The 12,583-nt window shown below is 70.1% G+C and carries 15 protein-coding genes; 8 read left to right on the top strand and 7 right to left on the bottom strand.

Translation table 11 applies throughout. The features are described from left to right. Positions 1-77 precede the first annotated feature (77 nt). Positions 78-536 carry a nuclear transport factor 2 family protein gene (locus tag ACWDZ6_RS27120; protein WP_451504914.1) on the bottom strand — a complete coding sequence of 153 codons (459 nt, stop codon included), beginning with the start codon at positions 534-536 and terminating at the stop codon, positions 78-80. 411 nt (positions 537-947) lie between these two features. Between ACWDZ6_RS27120 and ACWDZ6_RS27115 the strand changes: the two genes are divergently transcribed. Beyond that, a complete protein-coding gene (locus tag ACWDZ6_RS27115) occupies positions 948-1,571 on the top strand; it encodes a flavin reductase family protein (RefSeq protein ID WP_366734766.1) in 624 nt (207 codons plus the stop codon). Positions 1,572-1,589: 18 nt separating this feature from the next. Here the strand turns inward: ACWDZ6_RS27115 and ACWDZ6_RS27110 are convergent, their stop codons facing one another. The 5 genes from ACWDZ6_RS27110 to ACWDZ6_RS27090 all read right to left on the bottom strand — a co-directional run bounded on the left by ACWDZ6_RS27110 (position 1,590) and on the right by ACWDZ6_RS27090 (position 5,079). Next, entirely contained in the window at positions 1,590-2,747 is a 1,158-nt protein-coding gene (locus ACWDZ6_RS27110; protein ID WP_451504913.1) for a methyltransferase, read from the bottom strand. Between the two features lie 28 nt (positions 2,748-2,775). Then, positions 2,776-2,991 carry a hypothetical protein gene (locus ACWDZ6_RS27105; RefSeq protein ID WP_389183493.1) on the bottom strand — a complete coding sequence of 72 codons (216 nt, stop codon included), beginning with the start codon at positions 2,989-2,991 and terminating at the stop codon, positions 2,776-2,778. A gap of 68 nt (positions 2,992-3,059) precedes the next feature. Beyond that, entirely contained in the window at positions 3,060-3,233 is a 174-nt protein-coding gene (locus ACWDZ6_RS27100) for a hypothetical protein (protein WP_351450278.1), read from the bottom strand. A gap of 53 nt (positions 3,234-3,286) precedes the next feature. Further along, a complete protein-coding gene (locus ACWDZ6_RS27095; RefSeq protein WP_451504912.1) occupies positions 3,287-4,162 on the bottom strand; it encodes an undecaprenyl-diphosphate phosphatase in 876 nt (291 codons plus the stop codon). Positions 4,163-4,299: 137 nt separating this feature from the next. Further along, positions 4,300-5,079 (bottom strand): TVP38/TMEM64 family protein, encoded by a 780-nt coding sequence (locus ACWDZ6_RS27090; protein WP_451504911.1) that lies wholly within the window; start codon positions 5,077-5,079, stop codon positions 4,300-4,302. A gap of 49 nt (positions 5,080-5,128) precedes the next feature. Between ACWDZ6_RS27090 and ACWDZ6_RS27085 the strand changes: the two genes are divergently transcribed. From ACWDZ6_RS27085 to ACWDZ6_RS27065, 5 genes are all read left to right on the top strand, one after another. After that, the gene (locus ACWDZ6_RS27085) at positions 5,129-5,827 is read left to right on the top strand and encodes a DNA alkylation repair protein (RefSeq protein WP_451504910.1); all 699 of its coding nucleotides are present in this window, start codon (positions 5,129-5,131) and stop codon (positions 5,825-5,827) included. Positions 5,828-6,104: 277 nt separating this feature from the next. Beyond that, entirely contained in the window at positions 6,105-7,274 is a 1,170-nt protein-coding gene (gene tuf, locus ACWDZ6_RS27080) for an elongation factor Tu (RefSeq protein WP_451504909.1), read from the top strand. 186 nt (positions 7,275-7,460) lie between these two features. Next, entirely contained in the window at positions 7,461-8,306 is an 846-nt protein-coding gene (locus ACWDZ6_RS27075) for a spermidine synthase (RefSeq protein WP_451504908.1), read from the top strand. 585 nt (positions 8,307-8,891) lie between these two features. Then, positions 8,892-9,818, top strand: coding sequence for a trypsin-like peptidase domain-containing protein (locus ACWDZ6_RS27070; protein WP_451504907.1), 927 nt, complete (start codon positions 8,892-8,894; stop codon positions 9,816-9,818). Between the two features lie 21 nt (positions 9,819-9,839). Next, positions 9,840-10,067, top strand: coding sequence for a hypothetical protein (locus tag ACWDZ6_RS27065; protein ID WP_389183512.1), 228 nt, complete (start codon positions 9,840-9,842; stop codon positions 10,065-10,067). A gap of 162 nt (positions 10,068-10,229) precedes the next feature. Here the strand turns inward: ACWDZ6_RS27065 and ACWDZ6_RS27060 are convergent, their stop codons facing one another. Continuing rightward, positions 10,230-11,255, bottom strand: a complete 1,026-nt coding sequence (locus tag ACWDZ6_RS27060) for a hypothetical protein (RefSeq protein WP_451504906.1) — start codon at positions 11,253-11,255, stop codon at positions 10,230-10,232. 110 nt (positions 11,256-11,365) lie between these two features. Between ACWDZ6_RS27060 and ACWDZ6_RS27055 the strand changes: the two genes are divergently transcribed. Further along, the gene (locus ACWDZ6_RS27055; RefSeq protein WP_366734782.1) at positions 11,366-11,803 is read left to right on the top strand and encodes a DUF4442 domain-containing protein; all 438 of its coding nucleotides are present in this window, start codon (positions 11,366-11,368) and stop codon (positions 11,801-11,803) included. A 95-nt stretch (positions 11,804-11,898) separates the two neighbouring features. After that, a complete protein-coding gene (locus ACWDZ6_RS27050) occupies positions 11,899-12,561 on the top strand; it encodes a DedA family protein (RefSeq protein WP_326648437.1) in 663 nt (220 codons plus the stop codon). Positions 12,562-12,583: the final 22 nt, after the last annotated feature.

Raw genomic sequence — 12,583 nt, 5'->3', positions numbered from 1 at the left:
TGCCTGGAAGGGCCCGCGAGCAGTGTCCCCTCCAGTGTGCGGGAGCGGGACCGGCACCGACAGTGCGCCCTGGTGTGTCAGCTCCCCGCGGGTGCCCCGGCGGCCCGCCGCCACTTCTCGTGGATCACCACGGTGCGCAGCCGCCAGCCCGCGTCCGTACGCAGCAGGCTGAAGGCATACCGCCCGCCGGAGACGAAGTCGTCGCCCGACTCCAGCCGCATCGGGTTCACATAGTCCGCCTGCACCTCGGCACGGTCGCCCGGATAGCCGCCCAGGTCCTGGATGTGCAGCCGCCGGTTGACGATGAGGTGCTGGCGTACGGGAAAGAGCCGCATCGTCTCCGCCATCCAGTCCGCGACGTCGGCGGCCGGGCCCTCGATACCGCCCGAGCTGCGGTAGTCAGCACGCCCTTCGTCTGCGAACAGGGCCCGGTAGGCGCCCCAGTCGGCATCGTCCACGGCCACCGCGTAACTGGTGATCAATTCATCGATGGTCAGCCGGTCCATCACGGTCGCGAGATCCACGCGCTGCGTCATCGGGTCAGTTTCGGGCAGCGCGGGCCCCACGCCAAGGGCTGTGCACGCCAGTCACCCGCACTTGGTCGGCAAACGGTCGATCTCTGTCGGTTCGGCGTCCGGGAAGCCGGGCGCGTCGAGGCCTTCAGGGCCCGCAGCGGTTCCCGCCGTTCATCCGTGAGGACATCGGGGGTCGGACAGCGTCCGGCGGCCATCCGCGAATCGGCCGGCACTCCGGTGGGACAAGGGGTCCGTCAACTGCCGCTACGCGACGGTCGGTCAACTGCCCGCCGCGCGAGAGGCGGGAGTCCGACCAGGCCGTTCCGGCGCGCCGGTCGTCCTCGGGGGAGGTACGTCATCCGCCGTGCCCCCGGCCACCGGCGGCCCCTCGCGGACCCGCGGATCGTGCGCGGCACCCGCCATACTGCCCCCATGCGCATCGATTACGACCCCGCCCAGTGCGACCGCGACACCTTCTACCGGCTGCTCACCGCCACCGTCGTCCCGAGGCCGATCGCCTGGGTCTCCACCACGTCCGCCGAGGGAACCGACAACCTCGCCCCGCACTCCTTCTTCACCATCTCGTGCGTGTCGCCGCCCATCGTGCAGTTCACGTCGGTCGGCCGTAAGGACTCGCTGCGCAATATCGAGGACACCGGCGCCTTCGTGGTCAACTTCGCGCCCGAACCGCTCTTCGAGCAGATCAATGCGACAGCCACCGACTTCCCGCGCGGCATCAGCGAGTTCGACGCGGTCGGCGTCGCCCGCGAGGCGAGCCTGCGCGTGAAGCCGCCGCGTGTCGCCGCCTCGCCGGTGGCGCTCGAGTGCGAGCTGCACAGCACCGTACGGCTGGGCGACTCCACCGTCGTCTTCGGCCGGGTGGTGCACGCGGCGATCAGGGAGGAGGCCGTCGTGGACGGGCACCCCGAGGTGACGAGGCTCGCGCCGCTCACCCGGCTGGGCAAGAACGAGTGGGGCACGTTCGGCGGCGTACGTGAGATCGCCCGTGTCCCCTACAAGCAGTGGCAGGAGGACGCGGAGGACGCGGCCCGATGACCGGACCCGCAGCCTCCGTCAGCGTTTGACCGCTCGCAGGACGACGAACTTCGGGTCGCTCGCGACGACTTCGCAGTTGCCGAAGAGGCGCCGCAGCTTCGCGTGGTAGCCGAGGTGGCGGTTGCCGACGACCCACAGCTCGCCTCCGGGACGCAGCACACGGCGCGATCCGCCGAACATCCGGCGGGCCGTCGCGTCCGTCGTCGCCTGGTGCGAGTGGAACGGCGGATTGTTCAGTACCAGGTCCACGGTCGCGTCCGGCACACCGGACAGCCCGTCGCCCACCACGAACTCCGCCTCGGCGTCCGAAGTGACGTTCTCCCGGTAGGTGGCCTCGGCCGAGGCCACCGCCGAGAACGATTCGTCGACGAACGTCACCGTGGCCTCCGGATTGGCCAGCGCGGCGGCCGTCCCGATCACGCCATTGCCGCAGCCCAGATCCACAACCCGCTCGGTGCCGCGGCGCTCCGGCAGGCTGCGGAGGAAGAACCTCGTGCCGATGTCGAGACGCTCGGCGCAGAAGATGCCCGCGTGGTTGGTGACGCTCCGGCCCGCGAGCGCGCCGACGTCGGCAGGCAGCGCATACCGCAGCGGCCAGGGGCTGGGGACCCGGGCGAGCTGCGGATCGGGCGTACAGAAGATCAGCCGCGCCTTCTTCACCGCCAGCGAGGTCCGTGTCGGACCGAGAATGCGCTCGAACAGCTTCAGCGTGGAGGTGTGGATCTCGGTGACCATCCCCGTACCGATGACGACGGTGTCCGGGTGGACGGCGGGCGCGAGACGGTGCAGCTGATCCTCCAGCAGCGCGAGACTCTTGGGCACCCGGATCAGCAGTACGTCGATCCGCTCCGGCGGCAGGTCCCTGACCGACGCCAGCCGCACCGCGTCCGCGTCGATCCCGTTGCGCTCCAGATTCGCCCGGGTCGCCTGCTGGCCGAGGAAGGAGTCGGTGATCTGTACGGGACGGTGCTCCGCCAGCGAGGTGACCAGGGCGCCCCACCGGTCGCCGACGACGACCACGGTGCCCGAGAGGTCGGTGGGTCCGGCGTCGTCGATCCCCTCGAGCCGCCGGAGAAGGTACTCATCGGCGGCGGACCAGGCCCGGAGCTGGTCGCGAGGGTCCTCGGGGAAGCGGGCGAGGTCGAACCCGCCCCATGACGTCGTCAAACGGTTCATTGTGCGCTCAGGCTAGCCGAGTGATTCCTCAAGCCGCGTACCCCTGGTGCGCGCGGCCGCCGCGCCATTCGACAAGGTGCGGATCGTCGAGGATCATGTCCGCGTCCTCGAGCCCGGCCCGCCGCAGGAACTCGATGAGGTCCTTGTCGCTGTGCGCGAGACCGACGTCTTCTCCGCGCACCGTGACACGCCGCCCACCTCCGGGGGACGGCGGATCCACGACGATCGGTGCCTGCCAGGCCATGTCCCCAGAGTGCCCCGGAGCCGCCGGGACCGCAGGTCGAGGGGTGCGCGCGCGGTGCGGGTCCATGGTCATGCCGCGGGGTGGACGTCATCGAGCGCCACCGCGGCCCACTCCACCACGAGCGCCTCGTACTCCTGACGCCGGTCGTCGGGCAGCTCCCCGTCCGCCCACAGCTCACGGATCCGGGCGTTCAGCTCGGTGGCGGACAACACGGTTTCCGACGGGCGAGGAGAGGGGGACATGCCCACAAGGTACGGCCTCGGTACCACGGCCGTCTTCACCGCGACCGCGGGCGTCAACCGGCCGACTCACCCGCGTGCGGGCTCAGCGCGTCACTTCCGACCAGGATGAACAGCGCGATTCCCAGCAGGATGCGATAGATCACGAACGGCATGAAGCTCTTCGTAGTGATGAACTTCATGAACCACGCGATCACCGCGTAGCCCACCGCGAAGGCAATGACCGTCGCGAAGATCGTCTGCGGCCAGGACACATGCCCGCCCTGGCTCGCGTCCTTCAGCTCGAAGACGCCGGAGGCCAGGACGGCCGGGATGGCCAGCAGGAACGAATAGCGGGCCGCCGCCTCACGGGTGTAGCCCATCAGCAGACCGCCGCTGATCGTGGCGCCCGAGCGGGAGACGCCGGGGATCAGGGCCATCGCCTGGCAGAGGCCGTAGATCAGACCGTCCTTGACGCCCAGCTCCTGGAGAGTCTTGCGCTCCCTGGCGGCGCGGTGCTTGCCGCCCGCCTCGTCGCGGGCGGCCAGACGGTCGGCGATGCCGAGGACGATGCCCATCACGATCAGGGTCGTGGCGATCAGCCGCAGATCACGGAAGGGTCCCTCGATCTGGTCCTTGAAGGTGACGCCGAGCACACCGATCGGGATCGAGCCGACGATGACGAGCCAGCCCATCTGGGCGTCATGATCGCTGCGCATCGCCTTGTTCGTGAGCGAACGCGACCAGGCGGAGACGATCCGGACGATGTCCTTGCGGAAGTAGATGAGCACGGCCGTCTCCGTGCCGATCTGGGTGATCGCCGTGAATGCCGCGCCCGGGTCCTGCCAGCCGGCGAACGCGGCGGTGAGCCGCAGATGTGCACTGGAGGAGATCGGAAGGAACTCGGTCAGCCCCTGGACGAGCCCGAGGATGAATGATTCGAACCAAGACATCGAAAACTACGCCACCCAAGAAAAGATCACGGTCTGACGGCGCGTAGCGTTCCCGATCATGCGCCAGTTGCGAGGAGCGTAGCGTCCTTGGGTTACGCGCAATGTGGCAGCCCCTGCGGGATCCGGCGGACGGCACCTCAGCCGGTGCCCGGTCCCGTCCGCCGGGATGCCTCCAACGCGGCTGCGCCCACGGCTCGGTGATCTTCGGCGGGAGCGGCGCCGCGCAGCCCGTGACGCTTGCGCCAGGCGACCACGGCAGCCCCCGCACCGGTCAGCACGATGAAACCCATCGCGATCAGGAATGCCGGTGACGTCGGCGAACCCGCCCTGCTGCCGGCCACCACATACGCCGCCGTGTTCGGGACCGAGCCGAGGCCCGTCGCCAGCAGGAAGGCCATGCAGCCCATGCGGGACACGGCCGCGCAGTAGTTGGCCGCGGCGAACGGCACACCCGGGAAGAGTCTCAGCGCCAGCATCGAACGGAAGCCGTGCCGGCTCAGCTGAGTGTCGGCGGCCTTCAGCCAGCGGCCCCGCAGCAGCGGCCGCAGCGCGTCCTGGCCCAGCACCCGGCCGAGCGCGAACGCGATACCTGCCCCCAGCACCGTCCCCGCCAGCGCCGAGACAAAACCGGCCTGGGAGCCGAAGAGCGCTCCTGCCGCCAGGTTCAGCAGCGGCCTCGGTACGAACGCCGCCGTGCACGCCCCGTACGCGACACCGAACATCACCACCGCGGCGCCGCCGCTCAACTGCGGCGGCCAGCCTGCCGAGAGCAGCCGCTGCGGCTCGTACAGCACCACCGTCACCGCCGCCGCGGCCAGCACGGCGACGAGCAGCGACAGCCGCGACCACGGCGAGAACAGCGCCCTGGTACAGCGGATGGCGAGGCCGGAGGACGGTCTGGGGACGGGCTCGAGCATCCGGGGAGACTAACCGACACAGGGTCCTGATCGCCGTAATGTGAGCCTCATGAGCCCGGCCGTCCCCCGCAGCGATCTCGCCGACACCGTCATGGTGCGGCTGACCGCGGTGTACCCGACCGGCGCGGACCCGACGCGGGCCGCCGAGGCCGCCGCCTATATGAAGGACATCGCGCCCCACCTCGGGATCTACACAGCGGCCCGCCGCGCCCTCTCACGCACTGTCCTCCGGGGCACCCCGCGCCCCGACGAGGCGGACTGCACGGCGATCGCGCTGCGCTGCTGGGAGCTGCCCGAGCGGGAGTACCAGTACTTCGCCGTCGACTACCTGCGCCGGTATGTGGGGCGCTGCTCGTCCGGCTTCCTGCCGGTCGTTCGCCGGCTCGTCGTCACCCTCTCCTGGTGGGACACCGTCGACGCGCTCGCCTCGCACGTCGTCGGCCCGCTGGTGACAGCCGACACCGAGCTGAAGTCCGCCATGGACACCTGGATCGACGACGACAACCTGTGGGTCGCACGCACCGCGCTGCTGCACCAGCTCCGCTACAAGGACGCGACCGACACCGAGCGGCTCTTTGGCTACTGCCTGACCCGCGCCGACGACCCGGACTTCTTCATCCGCAAGGCGATCGGCTGGTGTCTGCGCGAGTACGCCAAGATCGATCCGGACGCGGTACGCGACTTCGTCGACGGCGCCCGCGACCGCCTTTCGCCGCTGTCCGTCCGGGAAGCCATGAAGCACCTGTGACCTGCTGAACTCCCGTACGCGGAAAACCATTCGACGCAGCCACGGCCGTGAGCGAATATCAACGACATGTTCCGGTACGCCTTCCTCGCAGCGCCGTCCGCAGTCGCGGGCGCGCCGAAGGCTGCCGCATTCCCCGCAGCGGCCGCGGCCGCTGTCGCAGCGCCCCTCGGCGGCGCCCGAAGCTGACCCTTCCCGGATCGTCCGGCGGACCCCGCAGGGGGAGGGTCGGCAAGGCCCAGGGGTTCCCATCACGCTTCGAGTTCCGAGGGAATCAGCCATGCCCAAGACGGCATACGTACGCACCAAGCCGCACCTCAACATCGGCACCATGGGCCACGTCGACCACGGCAAGACCACGCTGACCGCCGCCATCACCAAGGTCCTCGCCGAGCGCGGGACCGGCACCTTCGTGCCCTTCGACCGCATCGACCGGGCCCCGGAGGAGGCCCTGCGCGGCATCACCATCAACATCGCGCACGTCGAGTACGAGACCGACACCCGGCACTACGCGCATGTGGACATGCCAGGCCATGCCGACTACGTCAAGAACATGGTGACGGGAGCCGCCCAGCTGGACGGGGCAATTCTCGTCGTCTCCGCGCTCGACGGTGTCATGCCGCAGACCGCCGAGCACGTCCTGCTCGCCCGCCAGGTGGGCGTCGACCACATCGTCGTCGCCCTCAACAAGGCGGACGCGGGCGACGACGAGCTCACCGACCTGGTGGAGCTGGAGGTACGCGAGCTGCTGACGGCCAACGGCTACGGAGGTGACGCCGCGCCGGTCGTCAGGGTCTCCGGGCTGAAGGCGCTGGAGGGCGACCCCCGCTGGACCGCCGCTGTCGAGGCGCTGCTCGACGCCGTCGACACCTATGTGCCGATGCCCGTCAGGTACACGGACGCGCCGTTCCTGCTCCCGGTGGAGAACGTCCTCACCATCACCGGGCGCGGCACGGTCGTCACCGGCGCCATCGAGCGCGGCACCGTCCGCGTCGGCGACCGCGTGCAGGTACTCGGCGCGGACACGGAGACGGTGGTCACCGGGCTTGAGACCTTCGGCAAGCCGATGGACTCCGCCGAGGCGGGCGACAATGTCGCGCTGCTGCTGCGCGGGGTGCCACGGGACGCGGTGCGCCGCGGCCATGTGGTGGCCGCGCCCGGCAGCGTCGTACCGAGTCGCCGTTTCACCGCGCAGGTGTACGTCCTGTCGGCGCGGGAAGGCGGCCGCAGCACTCCGGTCTCCACCGGCTACCGGCCGCAGTTCTACATCCGCACGGCGGACGTCGTCGGCGACGTCGACCTCGGCGGGACGGCCGTCGCGCGCCCCGGCGACACGGTCACCATGACCGTCGAGCTGGGCCGTGACCTGCCGCTGGAGGCCGGGCTCGGCTTCGCGATCCGTGAGGGCGGCCGCACCGTCGGCGCCGGCACGGTGGTCGAGCTGGTCTGATCTGCCTACCCGCTGGTCCGACCTGCCGCACCCGCCTCCCGTACCGCACGGGAGGCGGGTACTGCGCTGCGCGCCGGACTGACCGGATGGCGGATACGGCCCCGGGGGCGGGCGCCGCCCGCGGGGGGCCGGCCCAGACCGCCGGGGCCGTCGGGGCGGGCCCCGCGCTCTGGGCACAATGAGAGCGTGAACGAGCAAATACCCGTCATCCGCGAGGTCGACGGAGGCACCGCCAAGCTCATGCCCGATGTGGACCGGGAACGGGCCTGGCTGCTGACCGTCGACGGCGCGCCCCAGTCGTACGTCGACCTGGACGCGCCCACGCATCTGGAGTTCGAGTACGTACGGCGGCTCGCCCATATCGTCGACTCCGTCGCGGACGAGGGCGCTCCGCTCGATCTGCTCCACCTCGGAGGCGGGGCGCTGACGCTGCCCCGCTATGTGGCCCGGCTCCGCCCCGGCTCGCGCCAGGACGTGGTGGAGGTGGACCGGGGGCTGCTGGCGCTGGTCGCCGAGCAGCTGCCTCTGCCGGACGGATCGGGCATCGAGGTGCACGGCGCGGACGCCCGCGCCTGGGTCGAAGCGGCTCCTGAGGACTCGGCGGATGTGCTGATCGCCGATGTCTTCGGCGGCTCCCGGGTGCCTGCCCATCTCACCTCGGTCGCGTACGCGCGGGCGGCGGAACGGGTGCTGAGGCCGGAGGGTGTCTACGCCGCGAACCTCGCCGACGGCGCGCCCTTCGTTTTTCTCCGTTCCCAACTGGCCACCTTCGCCGCCGTGTTCGAGGAGATCGCGCTGATCGCCGAACCTGCCGTACTGCGCGGCCGCCGCTTCGGCAACGCCGTGCTGCTCGCCTCGCAGGCCCCCATCGACACGGCGGCCCTGGCCCGCCGCACCGCCTCTGACGCCTTCCCGGCCCGGGTCGAGCACGGACCGTCGCTGAGGCGGCTGATCGGGAACGCGACGGCGGTGCGGGACACGGACGCGGTGGCCTCACCCGAGCCGCCCGACGGCGCCTTCAGTATCGGCTGAGAGCCTCCGGGCGGCCGTGCCTGCGAGCCGCGGCCGTGCCTGCGGCGATGACCAATCGAGTGGCACAAGGTCGAATAGCCACGGGGCTGCTGAATTAGCCGCGCGTCACCTGAATCGCGCGCCCGGCAAGTGTCACGCTTTCCGGTGGAGTTGAAAGCATTCTGCGCCCCCTCGGCCGCCACGCCCGGCGGCGCATCGCGGAAATGCCCACTGTGCAGCGGGTTTTCACACAGTGCCGCGAAGGCCGGAGAGAGGCGGCCCGCCCTGTCTGCTGACGCCGCTCCGGGGCTCCGTACGTCATCGGTACTCGTCAACACCCCGCACACAAATACTCGGCAATCAAGCGGTGTATCCGAACTGACCGAAATCCGCGGCGCGGTTGCGCATAGCGGAGGGACTGATTTCGGACTGTCTCGGGGGCAGTTGACAGACCTACGGTCGCAACTGCTCCGCCATTGACCGGCGAATTCCGGCAATGCGCGTCCGAATCGACCTTTGGGGGTTTCACCCGTGCGCAGTCTGAGACACGCACTTCTGCCGTTGGCCACTGCCGCATTGCTGGCATTGGTCGGGGCGGGTCCCACCATGGCGGAACCCGCCCCCGCCGGGCCCGGCTCCGCCGCGGTCCCCGCCGGAGCCGCGACCACCACCTCCACCCCGCGACTTGCAGGAGGTGCGCCGGTCGACTCGCCGGCCGCCGCCGCGGCACTGGCCCGCTACTGGACACCGGAGCGGATGAGAACAGCCATCTCGCTCGACCGGACAGCCGGGTTGCCGCGCGCCGCCGAGAGCAAGGCCGGACCCACCGGAAAGCCGGGATCGACCCCGCCCGCCCGCGGGCGGTCGGACACGGTCAGGACGCTGATCAACGAATCCGCCGCGGTGGGCAAGGTGTTCTTCACCAACCCCAGCAACGGACTCAACTACACCTGCTCCGCCAGTGCCCTCAACAGCGCCTCCAAGCAGATGTTGATCACCGCCGGGCACTGCGTACACGGCGGCAGCGGCGGCACGTGGATGACGAACTGGACGTATGCCCCGCGCTACCGCTCCGGTGCCCGTCCGTTCGGCACCTTCTCCGCCAAGCAGTTCCGCACCTTCAACTCCTGGATCAGCAGCAGCGACCTCGGCCGGGACGTGGCGATGGTGACCACCTGGCCGCTCAACGGCAACAAGATCGTCAATGTCACCGGCGGTCACGGACTGAGCTGGAACTACTCGCGTACCCAGGCCATGACCGTGATGGGCTACCCGGGCAACCGCGACGGCGGCGAGCTCCAGTGGGCCTGTACGGGCACGACGCGAGCGGTCAGCGACGGCCGCATCGAACTCCAGTGTGACTTCGGAGGCGGATCGAGCGGCGGCCCGTGGCTGCGGGAGTTCAACGACTCCAACGGCCTGGGGTATGTCAACGGAGCGATGAGCACGCTCGCCACGGGCGGCTGGAACCGGAGTTCGTACTTCGATGACGCGGTCAAGGCGATGTTCGACGCCCAGGGCGGCGTCACCTGACAACCCGACAGGAGCAGTCCGATGCGTCGCAGTAGCCTGAGCCGATGGGGCACCGCCCTCGTCCTGCTCGCCGCTGTCGTGGCGGCGGCCGCATGGCGCAGCGCCGCGGCCGCCCAGGCCCCCAAGCCGAAGCCGGACTCCGGGACCACCAGCAGCGATGTGCGGCAGAGCCCCGACGAGGTGCGGGACTACTGGACGCCGGAACGGACGAAGCAGGCCCGGCCCGCACCGATGCCGGAGGACGGCTGAGGACGGCGAGCCGGACCGGTAGGTCCGGGGCGGGCGCGGGTGGTGCGGGCAAGTCACGTGACCCCGCGCCCGTTCGGACCTCAGGCCGACGTCGGCTCCGACGGCGCTTCGGACGTCGGTTCCGATGGCGCTCCGGACGTCGGTTCCGGTGGCGCTCCCGACTTACCCGGCCGGAGTGTCCGCCAGCCGCACGGTGCTCAGTATCTGTGCGATGGTCGCGTCCGGAACCTCGTCCGGGACGCCCTTGTTGGCGTAGAGGACCCAGCTGGTGAAGTCGCCCTTGCTGTTCTTGAAGGAGAACGCGATCGACTTACCGTCGGTCTCGCACTTGTTGTCCTTCTTGACGCCGAGGGCGGTGGCCGTCGCGACACTGCCGGAGAGACCGGACTTGGAGGTGTAGGGCTTGGCCTTGGTGATTTTGACCGTGCCCTTGGGCTCCGTCTGCGCATAGCCGGCCCACACCCAGTTGCCGGCCTCGTTGTAGGCGGCCGTGGCACTGTCGGTGGCACCCTTGCCCCCCTTGGTGCCGACCGTACCCAGGCCCCATTGCTCGGGCTTGCCGTCCTTGTCCGTGTCGAACGTGCACCACTTGCTCTTGTAGTGCGCCGGGGACGACATGACGACGACCGGACTGCCGTCCTTCTTCTTCTCGTCCTCGAAGAACGTGCTCGTGCCTGATCCGGACACCTCCCACGCGGGCGGGACGTCGAACTGCGTACCGTGCTTGGGGTTGGTGACGACCTTCCAGCCCGCGATGGTGGGCTTGGCTTCCTCGCTCCCGCGCGGGTTCTCGGTCGGCGAAGCGGGAACCTGACCGGGGTTCGCGGACCCCGGCGTCTTGGAAGCGCCGGCCTCCTTGCCGCCCTTGTCGGTCGTGCCCTCGTCCTTGCCGTTCAGCACGAAGACGCCGGTGATCACCGCGGCCGCGACGACGGCGGTGGCCGCGACGATCGCGACGATCGTCGTCGTCTTCTTGTTGTCCTGCGGCGGCTGCGGCCCACCCGGCGGCTGCCCGGGCACGGCGTACTGCGGCGCGGTCGGCTGCTGGTACGGGTTGGGCTGCTGATACCCCTGCTGCTGGTATCCCGGCTGCTGGTAGGGATTCGGCTGTTGGTACCCCGGCTGCTGGTACGGGTTCTGGTCCTGCGGGTTCTGCTCGCCCCCGGGCGGCTGCTGTCCTGGCCACATGGCGAGCAACGATAGAGGTGCCGCCCCACCGTTGCCACGGCCGCCCCCGGCAGGGGATGGCCAAGCCGAGCTACTCATGGGTAACATCGCCTTCCATGAGCGCTGATCAGATGTCCGTCGGCGAGATGCTCGCCGCGACGGTTCCCATGGCCAGGACCTTGAACCTGGAGTTCCTCGAGACCACGGCCGAGCGTGCCGTCGTCCGTATGCCGGACCAGGCCGACTTCCACAACCACGTCGGCGGACCGCACGCCGGAGCGATGTTCACGCTCGCCGAGACCGCCAGCGGCGCCATCGTCATCGCCGCCTTCGGCGACCAGATGACCCGTGCCGTGCCGCTCGCCGTCAGGGCGGAAATCGGCTACAAGAAGCTGGCGATGGGCGTCGTCACGGCGACCGCCACCCTCGGCCGTCCCGTCGCGGACGTTGTCGCGGAACTGGACGCGGGCAAGCGCCCCGAGTTCCCGGTCGTCATCGCCATCCAGCGCGAGGACGGCGCGGTGACCGGTGAGATGACCATCGTCTGGACGCTGCGCCCCAACGCCTGAGGCTGGTCACATGCCGACCGGGTAGGCTTCCCGGCGTGTGCCGACGGGGCGCACGCCGGGCAGCCGATGCCCTGCGAACTCAGGAGGAACCGGCGTTGCACGTCCAGGAGTGGCTCGAGACCGTCCCCGCGGTGAGCGTCTATCTCCTGGTGGGGGTGGTCATCGGGCTCGAGAGCCTCGGCATCCCGCTGCCGGGCGAGATCGTCCTTGTCAGCTCGGCGCTGCTCGCCTCCCAGCACGGCGACATCAATCCGTACATCCTCGGCGGCTGCGCGTCCGCCGGCGCCATCATCGGTGACTCCATCGGGTACGCCATCGGCCGCAAGGGCGGAAGACCCCTGCTGGCGTGGCTCGGCGGGAAGTTCCCCAAGCACTTCGGCGAGGCCCAGATCGCCATGGCGGAGCGCTCGTTCGAGAAGTGGGGCATGTGGGCCGTCTTCTTCGGCCGCTTCGTCGCGCTGCTGCGCATTTTCGCGGGGCCGCTCGCGGGCGTACTGCGCATGCCGTACTGGAAGTTCCTCATCGCCAATGTCCTCGGCGGGATCCTCTGGGCCGGCGGCACGACCGCCGTCATCTACTCCGTCGGTGTCGTCGCGGAAGCCTGGCTCAAGCGGTTCTCCTGGCTGGGGCTGGTCCTCGCGGTCCTGATCGGGCTCACCTCGATGCTCGTCCTGAAGAACCGCGCCAAGAAGGCCGCCGCGCAGTCGCAGACCCAGCCGGCAGGGACCGAGCCGGAGCCCGTGCCCACCGCCGACTGAACCGGTCCCGCGGCCGGACCGG

This window comes from Streptomyces sp. NPDC002926, from assembly GCF_053591755.1.
This window is presented reverse-complemented; position numbering and strand designations above follow the sequence as displayed.

Coding starts and splice junctions, on each gene's coding strand:
- ACWDZ6_RS27120 (WP_451504914.1), bottom strand. CDS start 536: ATGACGCAGCGCGTGGATCTCGCGACCGTGATGGACCGGCTGACCATC.
- ACWDZ6_RS27115 (WP_366734766.1), top strand. CDS start 948: ATGCGCATCGATTACGACCCCGCCCAGTGCGACCGCGACACCTTCTAC.
- ACWDZ6_RS27110 (WP_451504913.1), bottom strand. CDS start 2,747: ATGAACCGTTTGACGACGTCATGGGGCGGGTTCGACCTCGCCCGCTTC.
- ACWDZ6_RS27105 (WP_389183493.1), bottom strand. CDS start 2,991: ATGGCCTGGCAGGCACCGATCGTCGTGGATCCGCCGTCCCCCGGAGGT.
- ACWDZ6_RS27100 (WP_351450278.1), bottom strand. CDS start 3,233: ATGTCCCCCTCTCCTCGCCCGTCGGAAACCGTGTTGTCCGCCACCGAG.
- ACWDZ6_RS27095 (WP_451504912.1), bottom strand. CDS start 4,162: ATGTCTTGGTTCGAATCATTCATCCTCGGGCTCGTCCAGGGGCTGACC.
- ACWDZ6_RS27090 (WP_451504911.1), bottom strand. CDS start 5,079: ATGCTCGAGCCCGTCCCCAGACCGTCCTCCGGCCTCGCCATCCGCTGT.
- ACWDZ6_RS27085 (WP_451504910.1), top strand. CDS start 5,129: ATGAGCCCGGCCGTCCCCCGCAGCGATCTCGCCGACACCGTCATGGTG.
- tuf (WP_451504909.1), top strand. CDS start 6,105: ATGCCCAAGACGGCATACGTACGCACCAAGCCGCACCTCAACATCGGC.
- ACWDZ6_RS27070 (WP_451504907.1), top strand. CDS start 8,892: ATGGCGGAACCCGCCCCCGCCGGGCCCGGCTCCGCCGCGGTCCCCGCC.
- ACWDZ6_RS27065 (WP_389183512.1), top strand. CDS start 9,840: ATGCGTCGCAGTAGCCTGAGCCGATGGGGCACCGCCCTCGTCCTGCTC.
- ACWDZ6_RS27060 (WP_451504906.1), bottom strand. CDS start 11,255: ATGTGGCCAGGACAGCAGCCGCCCGGGGGCGAGCAGAACCCGCAGGAC.
- ACWDZ6_RS27055 (WP_366734782.1), top strand. CDS start 11,366: ATGTCCGTCGGCGAGATGCTCGCCGCGACGGTTCCCATGGCCAGGACC.